The organism is uncultured Tessaracoccus sp., from assembly GCF_947255005.1.
In the GTDB taxonomy this organism is placed as follows: domain Bacteria; phylum Actinomycetota; class Actinomycetes; order Propionibacteriales; family Propionibacteriaceae; genus Arachnia.
In genome coordinates this window covers 73,120-83,520 of the sequence record NZ_CAMYFI010000002.1, presented here as the reverse complement: position 1 = coordinate 83,520, position 10,401 = coordinate 73,120, and the positions used below count along the sequence as shown (strand labels likewise).

The 10,401-nt window shown below is 64.8% G+C and carries 8 protein-coding genes and 1 pseudogene; 6 read left to right on the top strand and 3 right to left on the bottom strand.

Annotated elements, in window-relative coordinates; translation table 11 throughout:
• Positions 1 to 71: 71 nt before the first annotated feature.
• Both Q0X61_RS01230 and Q0X61_RS01225 read left to right on the top strand, forming a co-directional pair.
• Positions 72 to 225: pseudogene (locus tag Q0X61_RS01230) on the top strand (IS1634 family transposase); the annotation flags it as partial.
• 262 nt (positions 226 to 487) lie between these two features.
• The gene (locus Q0X61_RS01225; protein ID WP_297739542.1) at positions 488 to 1,735 is read left to right on the top strand and encodes an IS256 family transposase; all 1,248 of its coding nucleotides are present in this window, start codon (positions 488 to 490) and stop codon (positions 1,733 to 1,735) included.
• 43 nt (positions 1,736 to 1,778) lie between these two features.
• Here the strand turns inward: Q0X61_RS01225 and Q0X61_RS01220 are convergent, their stop codons facing one another.
• The 3 genes from Q0X61_RS01220 to Q0X61_RS01210 are packed head-to-tail and all read right to left on the bottom strand — an operon-like array spanning position 1,779 to position 6,094.
• Positions 1,779 to 3,953, bottom strand: a complete 2,175-nt coding sequence (locus Q0X61_RS01220; protein WP_297739540.1) for a transglutaminaseTgpA domain-containing protein — start codon at positions 3,951 to 3,953, stop codon at positions 1,779 to 1,781.
• The gene (locus Q0X61_RS01215) at positions 3,950 to 5,152 is read right to left on the bottom strand and encodes a DUF58 domain-containing protein (protein ID WP_297739538.1); all 1,203 of its coding nucleotides are present in this window, start codon (positions 5,150 to 5,152) and stop codon (positions 3,950 to 3,952) included. Before Q0X61_RS01215 ends, Q0X61_RS01220 begins: the two co-directional genes overlap by 4 nt.
• Positions 5,153 to 5,194: 42 nt before the next feature.
• The gene (locus Q0X61_RS01210; protein WP_297739550.1) at positions 5,195 to 6,094 is read right to left on the bottom strand and encodes a MoxR family ATPase; all 900 of its coding nucleotides are present in this window, start codon (positions 6,092 to 6,094) and stop codon (positions 5,195 to 5,197) included.
• Positions 6,095 to 6,340: 246 nt separating this feature from the next.
• Between Q0X61_RS01210 and mraZ the strand changes: the two genes are divergently transcribed.
• From mraZ to Q0X61_RS01190, 4 genes are all read left to right on the top strand, one after another.
• A complete protein-coding gene (gene mraZ / locus Q0X61_RS01205; protein WP_297739536.1) occupies positions 6,341 to 6,772 on the top strand; it encodes a division/cell wall cluster transcriptional repressor MraZ in 432 nt (143 codons plus the stop codon).
• A 140-nt stretch (positions 6,773 to 6,912) separates the two neighbouring features.
• A complete protein-coding gene (gene rsmH, locus Q0X61_RS01200) occupies positions 6,913 to 7,851 on the top strand; it encodes a 16S rRNA (cytosine(1402)-N(4))-methyltransferase RsmH (RefSeq protein ID WP_297739534.1) in 939 nt (312 codons plus the stop codon).
• Positions 7,848 to 8,390 (top strand): hypothetical protein, encoded by a 543-nt coding sequence (locus Q0X61_RS01195; RefSeq protein WP_297739531.1) that lies wholly within the window; start codon positions 7,848 to 7,850, stop codon positions 8,388 to 8,390. The genes rsmH and Q0X61_RS01195 overlap by 4 nt, the downstream gene beginning before the upstream one ends.
• Complete coding sequence (locus tag Q0X61_RS01190) at positions 8,387 to 10,399, top strand: penicillin-binding protein 2 (protein ID WP_297739529.1); 2,013 nt, start codon at positions 8,387 to 8,389, stop codon at positions 10,397 to 10,399. The genes Q0X61_RS01195 and Q0X61_RS01190 overlap by 4 nt, the downstream gene beginning before the upstream one ends.
• Positions 10,400 to 10,401: the final 2 nt, after the last annotated feature.

Here is a 10,401-nt window from a genome sequence, read left to right as displayed (position 1 = left end):
CACGCCGCAAACCCCAACAACGCTACCTACACCCTGGTTTGTGAAGAGCCCCATAGTTCCTGCGTTTCACCTACGCCACCGAGGAGTTCCGTTGAGGGTTGGCTGCCTCGTTGGTATCCAGGGCTGACCGGGGGCCTCATGCCCTGGTGCTTTTCGATGTAATCCCTGCCCTTCGAGGCCGATCAAGGTGATGGCTTCAGGGAACCCGGGTTCAGCAAGGAACGCCCGTCACACGCAGTAGGTACGCGGAGTGGGAGGGCAACGTGAAGAAGGACATCCTCCTAGTTGCAGCTTTTCCCTGCCCGGATTCTGGTGGTCAGGAGTCGCTAAGAATCGATTTCAACATCGGCACTGAGAGTCGGGACTCAGTAGAGCCCCCTAGCGTGGTGTAGCGCCCAGGGTGGCTGGTGTCGTCGATGACGGTGGCGCGGTCACCGTGGGATCGTTCGAGTTCACGTTCGAAAGCTCTCTCAAAGGAAGTACCACGATGACCGCTCCTCATATTGTCGACCCTGCCCGGGTGCTGGGCAACCTGCTGGCCGAAGCGTCGCCGGGCATGATGCGCCAGCTTTTGCAAACCATCATCAACGCGCTGCTCTCCGCCGACGCCGACGCGGTGTGCGGCGCCGAATGGGGACAGGCCTCGGCAGGACGGATCGCACAGCGCAACGGCTACCGCCACCGCCGGTTGGACACCCGCGTCGGCACGATCGACGTCGCCGTCTCGAAACTGCGCTCGGGTACCTATTTTCCCGAATGGCTGCTCGAGCGCCGCAAACGTGCCGAGTCCGCGTTGATCACGGTGATCGCGGACTGCTACCTCGCCGGCGTGAGCACGCGCCGGATGGACAAGCTCGTCAAGACCCTCGGGATCGACGGGCTCTCGAAGTCCCAGGTGTCCCGGATGGCGGCCGACCTCGACGAACACGTCCACCAGTTCCGCCACCGCCCCCTCGCGGATGCGGGGCCGTTCACGTTCGTCGCGGCCGACGCGCTCACGATGAAGGTCCGCGAAGGCGGGCGGGTGATGGGCGCCGTCGTGCTCGTCGCGACCGGCGTCAACGGCGACGGCCACCGCGAAGTCCTGGGCCTGCAGGTCGCCACGAGTGAGACCGGGCCGGCGTGGAACACGTTCTTCGCCGATCTGGTCGCCCGCGGCCTGGGCGGGGTCCGTCTCATCACCAGTGACGCCCACGCCGGGCTGGTCGAGGCTGTCGGGGCGAACCTGCCCGGAGCGTCCTGGCAGCGCTGCAGAACCCACTACGCAGCCAACCTGATGTCCCTCACCCCCAAGACGATGTGGCCGGCGGTGAAGGCGATGCTGCATTCGGTCTACGACCAGCCGGACAAGCCGTCGGTCCAAGCCCAGTTCGACCGGCTCCTGGACTACACTAGCGAGAAGCTCCCCGCCGTCGCCGAGCACCTCGAAAACGCGCGCGCGGACCTGCTCGCCTTCACCAGCTTCCCCAAGGACGTCTGGACCCAGATCTGGTCGAACAACCCCGCCGAACGCCTCAACCGCGAGATTAGGCGTCGTACCGACGCCGTCGGGATCTTCCCCAACCGCGACGCCATCATCCGCCTCGTCGGCGCCGTCCTAGCCGAGCAAACCGACGAATGGGCCGAAGGCCGACGCTACCTCGGCCTCGATATCCTCGCCCGATGCCGACTCACCCCCATCCCCACCACCAACACCGTCGAGGAGGACACCCAACCCCTACCCCTGACCGCCTAACGAAGGAAACCGCTACACCACTACAAGGGACTTGACCTACCAATCAGCGCCATCGCCATAGCGATCGGGGCCAGAACCTTCGCCACCACGGCACGCTGCTCACCATGCTGCGGCGAAGTGCAGCAACCTGCTGGGGTAGATGGGTGACGTCAGCGCCCTCCCGCGAGAACGCAACACGTTCGACGGTGCTCGCCACCTGAGTGAGAAGGTCGCCGGATGGCACCGATGCTGCCGCGACACGCGCGGCGGGGCCGGGCGATCCGTCGGGCCACGGTATCCCGGCATCAACGAATACGGCGTGCACTTCGCGCCAGGCAGCGTCGGCCAACGTTTGAGGGTCCTGCCCAGCGCGCAGACGCCACCGGTGGAGGCCTTCGCGGACGAGCCAGGGGAGTGCGAGCAGCACGAGCACACCCAGCAGCCCAAGCAGCACGGGCAGCCATGCCGAAGAAGAACTTGACGTCGGCGCAGGGACGGGAACTTCCGACGGAACGCTGTCAGGCGTCGGGGAGGTGCCCGAGCTCGGCGTAGGGTCAGCCGCCGGCGACGACGACGGCGTCGGGCTGGGGCTAGGGGAGGGCGACGGAGATGGGGACGGCGACGGCGTGGCGCTCGAGGGAGCATCGGGATCGGTGTAGTTCGGTGGCCCGGCCACCGAGGGCGTGGGCTCGAACGGCACCCAACCTAGTCCCTGAAAATACAACTCTGGCCACGCGTGCATATTGTGCGAGGTCACCTGGAAGGCCCCGTCATTCGTTCGACTTCCGGGGTTGAAACCCACCGCCATACGGGAGGGAATCCCTTCGATGCGGGCCATCGTCATCATCGCGGAGGCGAAGTGAATGCAGTAGCCGCTGCGGTCTTCCAACACGAACGACGAGATCACATCGAGCGAGGCCTGCTGCGGAGCCTCAATCGAGTAGCTGAATCTGTCGCTGCGCAGGAACTTCTGGATAGCTTGCGCCTTCTGCCCGTCGGTGGCGGCGCCTCCCACCACCTGCTTCGTCAACTCCACCACACGGTGGTCGACGTCGGGCACTGCAGTAGTGATGGCATCGACGTCGGTGCCGGCGTTGGCATTGTCGAGATCTTGCTTGGTGGGATTCGGCACGACAGCACGCGCGGAGTAGCTAAGCCCCACCGTCTCCTGCGCGCGTTGCCTGCCGGTGGCAACGACCGACAGCGTTGCGGGATCGTAGCTCCAGGAACCGCGCGCGTCGAAACTGTTGACGGCGAACGGCACGGGCAAGTACTCGGACGGCACATTCTCCATCTGCACGTCAACAGCGACGTCCCGCCCAGGCGCCTCGTAGGCCTCTGCCAAGCCCCTAGTGCGCAGCTTCATCTGCGTCAAACCCGCTCCGTGCGAGGTGAGATCCGGCAGCGCCACTGTGCGCAAGTAGACGGGTTCCCCGTCTTGCGTGCGGTATGTCAAGACAGGGTGATCCTCGGGGCGGAGTAAGTTCTTGTTGAGCTCGACCGTGGGATCGCTCAGACGGATGGGGCCCGACCCTGATCCTTGCCACGGTTGTTTCTCGCCGAGCGGAATGAGCGGTTGGAGCGCGACGGCGCTCGCGATGGCAGCCACGGCAAGCACCGCTGCAAACAACGCGCGCGTGGCGTGAAATGCTCCGGCTCGAGAAGCGCTTTCAGCGCGGTACCCATTGCCGACGCTCGTGGCGGTCACCAACACCAGCACGTAGGCGGCCGCGACAGCGGCGAACACGCTGAGCGTCAGCTCGTCGTGGTTGGCGATGGCAGCCACGATGTAGCTGAGGAAGAGCGGGGCGAACGTCCACGACGGTTGGTCGAGCACCGTCGCGAGCAGTTCCACGATCAGCTGTACGAGCAACGCCAACAACAGCACCAAGAACACGACGCCAGCGGCGCCCTCGATCGGGGGCGGGGAGGCGTTGATGGCAGCGGCCCCGGAGCGGCACAGCTCGATCACCGTCGAGGGGAAGGGCTCCTCGGGTGCGAGCGTGGTCGAGCGCCACAGCGCAAACACCACAGCGGCCACCACCTGCAGCGTGTAGGTGAGCCCGCGCCCCAACTTCGTAAGCGCACCGAGCAGGCCGACCACGCCCACGGCGCCCGTCGCTGCGGCGGCGGCCATGAGGTGATCGTGCCCAGTAATGAGTGCGTTCATCGGCATGATTGACACCCACGCCGCAACGGTGATCACGAGCGGCAGCAGCACGTTGGTTCGATGGCTCATGCGGCACCTCGCCTCGTCATGGCGCGTGCCCACGCCTTCGTGAAGGACGCCCCAGGCCCGTACTGCTCCACAGCCCAGCCATGGCGCTGCAGCAACTGCACAGCGTCGTGATGCTCCGACGAGGACTCGCTCCAGGCGTCTGCGTCCATCACGATCGCGAATGGCTTAGACATGCGCTGGCCGACGGCTGTCAGGGTGGCGGCGTCTTGCACCGTGAGCAGACCCCCGAAGAACGCGAGGCTGCCGGTGGCGTCAAGCGACTCAGACTCCGCAAAAATAGCGTTCAGCTCGTGTTCGTCAGATGCACCCGCGTCGGTCATGGCGTCGATCACTGCCTGACGCTGCGCCGGTCCCTTCAACTGCCGGGGCTCGAAGATGGTTCCTGAACCGCCGGCGATGACGATGCGGTAGCGCTCGTCCGCGAGCTTGACGGCCACGCTCGTCGCGGCCGAGATCGTCCACTCGAGGCTTGATCGCGGGCCGGCGCCGACGTGGCTGACGCGCCGCGTGTCAGCGATGAGCAGCGCGGATGGGTCCCACGGGTGCTCCTCGAGACGCACCATGAGCTCGCCCTGCTTCGCCGTCATACGCCAGTGCACGCGACGGATGTCGTCGCCGTGGCGGTGCTCACGCACGAGCACGTCGTCTTGCCCCGCGGCACCCGTCAGATGTGGCGATGATTCTCCTGTCGCGCCGACGCCCAGGCCTCGCATCACGTCCACCAGCGGCCAGATCTTGGGCGTGACGCGCAGCAACGTCGGTTCGTCACGAGGGCGGACGATCGCCACGGCGAGCCCCAGCGGATCTCCTGCCCGCGCCTTCAAGGGCCCGATGAGGAACCGCCCGCGCTGTTCCGACTCGATCTGATAGCGCACCGCCTGCTCCCACTGTCCGAATGCGCGCATCACCGAGAACTTGGCGCCGCCCCCGAGCGGTTCGGGGGCTAGGTCGTAGAGCTCCAGCGATGTCGCCGCGAGTGGCTTGGTATTGCGCAGGCGTACCACCGCCTCGGCAGGTTGCTCGACACTGACCTGCGCTGGGTGGAGCGTGCGCGAAAATTCGAGTTTGGGGTGCAGCAGCACCACCATGATCAGACTCAGCAGCGGCAGGGCAAGCAAGAACAGCCCGACCCACACCAGGTCAGGCTCACCGACGGCTGCAGCCGCCATCACTAGCAGCGCGCCTACGAGCAACAGCATCCAGCCGCGTAGCGTCGGCCTCGCACCACGAAGCAAGAGGAGTCAGCCTCTCCTGGGGGACGGAACCGAGCGAACCAGGTCAGCGATGATCGCTTCAGCAGAGCGTTCAGCGATCTGCGCCTCGACGGTGGTGATGACCCGGTGTGCCATGACCTCTACCGCGAGTGATTGGACATCCTCGGGGATCACGTAGTCGCGCCCGGCGAGCGCTGCACCCACTCGCGCCACCTGCATGAGATGCAGCGATGCGCGAGGGCTCGCGCCGAGGCGAAGTTCGGGGTGGCTTCTCGTCGTTTCGACGATGCTCACGATGTAGTCGGCGATGATGGGCGAGACATAGATGGCCGCGAGTGTGCGCGTCGCCTGGTTGACCTGCTCCACCGAGGTGACGGCGTTGACCTTGGCGAGCTGATCGCCGCTCGCCCGCGCCAGCAGCATGGCTGACTCCGACTCCTTGCTGGGATATCCCATCTGGATACGCGCCATGAAGCGGTCGCGCTGCGCCTCTGGGAGGGGATAGGTGCCTTCCATCTCAATGGGGTTCTGGGTGGCGATCACCATGAACGGCTGGCTGAGACGGTGGGTGCGACCATCAGCGGATACTTGCTGTTCCGCCATGGCCTCCAGCAGGGCCGACTGGGTCTTGGGGGAAGCCCGGTTAATCTCGTCACCCAAGACGATGTTGGCGAAGATGCCGCCTGGCTTGAACTCGAACTCGCGGGTCTGCTGGTTGAACACCGAGACGCCGGTCACGTCGGCGGGTAGCAGGTCGGGCGTGAACTGAATGCGTTTCACATCACCGGCGATGGAGCGCCCGAGGGCTTTCGCGAGCACGGTTTTCCCGACGCCGGGAACGTCTTCGATGAGGAGATGGCCGCCTGCCAGGAGCACGGTCACAGCGGCGCGGATCTGGCGTGGTTTGCCTTCGATCACGCGAGCCATCTCGGTGCTGACCGCGTTGGCCAGTTGCGCAACCTCGGCGATGTTCGGTGCATTCACTTCGGGCAGATCTCCTGTCGGAATCGGTGATGTCGCACTAAGCGTACTGGCCTCGCGGGAATGCAAGAACTCAACGATGTCGATTCCGGGGAGGAACACGCCCACAATGGGGAGAAAGGTGGTGAGAAGTGGGGTAAAGTGGGGGCAAGTGGAGTGAACTGGGTCCAAATTGGTGGAAGGAGGTGCCCGATGTTCCTCGGTACGTACACGCCGAAGCTGGATGAAAAAGGGCGCCTCATTCTGCCCGCGAAGTTCCGCGACGACTTCGCCGATGGCTGCGTCGTCACTCGCACCCAAGAGCACGCGTTGGCCGTCTATACCGCTCGGGCATTCGAGCAGCTGATGGAGCCGGTGGCGTCGGCTCCGACGACGGTGAAGCAGGTGCGCGACTACCAGCGCATGCTCGCCGCTGGCGCCAGCTTCGAAATCCCCGACAAGCAGGGACGGGTCACCATTCCGCAGGTACTGCGCAACTACGCCGGGCTGCACCGCGATGTCGTCGTGATCGGTGCAGGCACCCGCGCCGAAATCTGGGATGCCGAGCGCTGGGCCCAGTACTCCGAGGCCAGCGAGGCTGGCTTCTCTGAACTCGATGAGGAATTCATGCCTCCTCCTCCGTGACCTGCTCCCCGGTGCTCGTCCGGCTGGCGCCCTGACTCTTCTTCCCCGTTGTCAGGTCACCAGCCGGACGGGGACCAGGGGGCAGGACGCAGCACAGCAATGCACAACCGCACGTCAAATCACATTGGAAGGGTCGAGAGATGGACGTACACGTGCCGGTCATGCGGGACCGCGTCGTCGACGTCCTCTCAGCGTCCCTGCAACACCCCCACGCGGTATATGTCGACGGCACGCTCGGCCTGGGCGGACATGCCAAGGCCATGCTGGCGGCCAATCCCAACGCACGATTGATCGGCATCGATCGTGATACCGACGCGCTCCAGATCGCGGCGGAACGTTTGGCGGAGTATGAGGATCGGATCACCCTCGTGCATGCCGTCTACGATGAGCTTCCCGACGTGCTTGCCAGCCTCGGGATCTCGCGCGTTGATGCAATCTTGCTCGACCTCGGGCTGTCATCGTTGCAAATCGACCGGGAATCGCGCGGCTTCACGTACCGCGTCGACGCACCGCTGGATATGCGGATGAATCAGCAGGAGGGCGAAACGGCTGCCGACGTGCTGAACACCTATGACGTGGCCGATCTCGCGCGCATCCTGAAGCGGTACGGCGAGGAGCGTTATGCGGATCGCATTGCGCGAGCCATCGCCAAGGCTCGCCCTTTCGGCACCTCGGCTCAACTCGTGCGTGTCATCAACGACGCCATTCCTGCCGCCGCAAGGTACTCAGGAGGGCACCCGGCCAAACGCACGTTTCAGGCCTTGCGCATCGAGGTCAACCACGAACTTGACGCGCTCGAAGGTGTGTTGCCCGCGGCGATTGACGCGCTCGCGGTTCAGGGACAACTCGCGGTGTTGAGCTACCACTCGTTGGAGGACCGTCTCGTCAAGCGCGTGTTCGCGCAAGCCGCCAGCGATAGCGCGCCGCGCAACCTTCCCGTCGTGCCGGAACATATGCGGGCGGAATTCACGCTCGTCACCAAGGGCGCCGAGCGCCCTGAACACAGCGAAATCGATACCAACTCGCGGGCCGCTTCGGCGCGGCTGCGGATCGCCAAAAGGGTGAGGGAGTGTTCATGAGCGGAACAACCACCAAAGGGACTATCTCGACGGTCAGGTTCGCCCTGATCATCGTCGCCATCATTGGGTTGGGGCTGGCCGGCGTCCTCGTCGTAACGACATCGATTGGAGCTCAGGCGAACGAACTTACCAAGCTGCAAAGAGAAGCGAACAAACTCGAGTACGAATCCGCGTCGCTGCGCACGCAACTCGAGGGGCTCTCCAGCACGAGCTCGCTGGCGATGCGCGCTAGCGAACTCAATATGGTGCCCAACCCGTACCCAGCCTTCGTCATGCTGGGCTCGGGCCAGGTGCTTGGCGAACCGACGAAGGTGAGCGGCGACGAATTCCCGGAGCTGCGTCGGCACAAGCCGCAGCGGACGCCGAAGTCGTCGCCGCACCCGGTGGTCACTCCGTCGCCGGTGCCGCCCATACCGAAGCCGGAGCAGTCTGGTGAGCATCCCGAGGACGTCGTCGCCGCACAGCAGCCTGCGGGATCGCCTGCGCCGAGCGCGGCCCCCACCCCTCAGCCCACGAACACACCTGGAGGCGAACGATGACACAGCGCTCGCACGCCGGCGCTACCACAGCGAGAACCCGTCGCGCTCCCGTCAAGAGCGCGACGAAGTCCGCGCACCGTTCGTCGAGCAAGCCGGGGCGAACGAGGACCGTCGACACCGCATCATCCACGCGCGGCGCGTCGGGGGTGCGCTACAAGACGCATGGCAAGCGTGTCGTGAAACTCGGCAAAGCGCACACCCGGTTGAGCGTGTTTCTCGTCGTCGTGGCGTTGCTCCTGAGTGTTGCCGGCGCTCGGGCGTTCCAACTGCAGGCTCTCGACCCGCAGGCTTTCGCCGCGCAGGCGGCCAGAAAGATGCAAACCTCCCGCGACGTTCCGGCCCAGCGCGGCGCCATCATGGACCGCAACGGCGTCGTACTCGCGGAAACAGAGCCGGGCTTCATGATCTTCGTCGACCCCGACATGATCAAGACCAACGGCGCCGACAAGCGATATAAGATGTCGGACCAAAAACAGGCCGAAGCAGCAGCGGCGCCCAACGCGGTGGCGGACATTCTGGTGAAGCACCTCGGCGGGCGCAAGGAGGACTACCTCGAGATCTTCGACCGTCGCGACAAGAAGACGGGGAAGCGCTCGCAGTACGAAATAGTGGCCCGACGCGTCCCCGCCCACACCTTCACCCTCATCCAAGACGACATGAACTCCGGCGTCGGAGGGGAGAACGTCGGTGAGCATGGGGTGAAGCGCTGGTACGGCGTGTTCGGGGAGTCTGACCCAATTCGCTCCTACCCGAACCGGACGACCGGCTCCAACGTCGTGGGCTTCGTCAACGGCGAAGGCGACGGTGCGAGCGGGCTCGAGTACGCGCTGGAGAAGGAACTCCAGGGAGTCAACGGCACGAGCACGTTCGACCGCTCTACGTATGGACGTATTCCGCTGGGGACGAACATCATGGTTCCCGCAAAAAATGGTGCGAGCTACCAGCTCACGATCGACTCCGACCTGCAATGGATGACCGATCAATTCTTGGCTCAAGGCCTCCAGAAGGCAGGCGCGAAGACGGGCACCGCGGTGGCGATGAACGTGAAGAATGGCGAGATTCTCGCGCTCTCGATGCTGCCCACCTTCGACTCGTCCAATCCAGGTGCCGCGGACCAGAAGGACCTCGGAAACCGTGCCGTCACCCAGGCCTACGAACCGGGTTCCACCCAGAAGGTGCTCACCATGGCAGCGCTGGCCGACCAGGGTCTCGTAACGCCTGACACGAAGGTTCGCGTGCCGGAGAAGATCGCCTCGGGTTCCGGCTATGTCCGCGACTCGTTCGAGCACGGCACGCTGCAGCTCACCGCCCGGGGCATCGTCGCGCAGTCGTCGAACATCGGCACTATTGAGCTCGCTCGGCAGATGGATAAGGAGCAGCTGCACAGCTACCTCTCCAGCTTCGGGCTGGGGAACCGCACAGGTGTCGGACTACCGGGAGAGACGAAGGGACACCTTCCACCGCCGGGCATGGCTGACTACACGCGCGACCAGATCTCGTTCGGGCAGGGCCTATCCGTCAACGCCGTGCAGATGGCGGGCGCGCTCGCGTCCGTCGTCAACGGCGGCACGTACCACCAGCCGACCATCATCAAGTCGGCCAAGGATGCCGAGGGCAATGTGCTGGAGCGCAAGGAGCCGACGAGCCGCAAAGTCATCTCGGAGAAAGCTTCCGCCATGACGATCAACATGATGGAAGCCGTCACCATGGCTGACCCCAAACAGCGGGCGATCCCCGGCTACCGCGTGGCTGGCAAGTCGGGAACAGCCCAGCGCTATAACCCCAAGTGCAAGTGCTACGAGGGATTCACCGCGTCGTACGTGGGCGTGGCGCCTGCCGAGGATCCGCAGATCCTCGTGTACGTGGTGATTGATGAGCCCGCCAAGGGAAACCTCGGTAGCCGCCTGGCGTTGCCCATCGTCAACCAGGTGCTGCAGGTTGCGCTGCCGCGGTACAACGTGCTGCCCTCCACCTCCAAGGCGCCGCGAGAACCGCTAACCTTTGAATGATG

Bases quoted from the DNA above. Each gene is read 5' to 3' on its own strand.
- Q0X61_RS01225 (WP_297739542.1), top strand. From the start codon at position 488: ATGACCGCTCCTCATATTGTCGACCCTGCCCGGGTGCTGGGCAACCTG.
- Q0X61_RS01220 (WP_297739540.1), bottom strand. From the start codon at position 3,953: ATGAGCCATCGAACCAACGTGCTGCTGCCGCTCGTGATCACCGTTGCG.
- Q0X61_RS01215 (WP_297739538.1), bottom strand. From the start codon at position 5,152: ATGCTGTTGCTCGTAGGCGCGCTGCTAGTGATGGCGGCTGCAGCCGTC.
- Q0X61_RS01210 (WP_297739550.1), bottom strand. From the start codon at position 6,094: ATGGCTCGCGTGATCGAAGGCAAACCACGCCAGATCCGCGCCGCTGTG.
- mraZ (WP_297739536.1), top strand. From the start codon at position 6,341: ATGTTCCTCGGTACGTACACGCCGAAGCTGGATGAAAAAGGGCGCCTC.
- rsmH (WP_297739534.1), top strand. From the start codon at position 6,913: ATGGACGTACACGTGCCGGTCATGCGGGACCGCGTCGTCGACGTCCTC.
- Q0X61_RS01195 (WP_297739531.1), top strand. From the start codon at position 7,848: ATGAGCGGAACAACCACCAAAGGGACTATCTCGACGGTCAGGTTCGCC.
- Q0X61_RS01190 (WP_297739529.1), top strand. From the start codon at position 8,387: ATGACACAGCGCTCGCACGCCGGCGCTACCACAGCGAGAACCCGTCGC.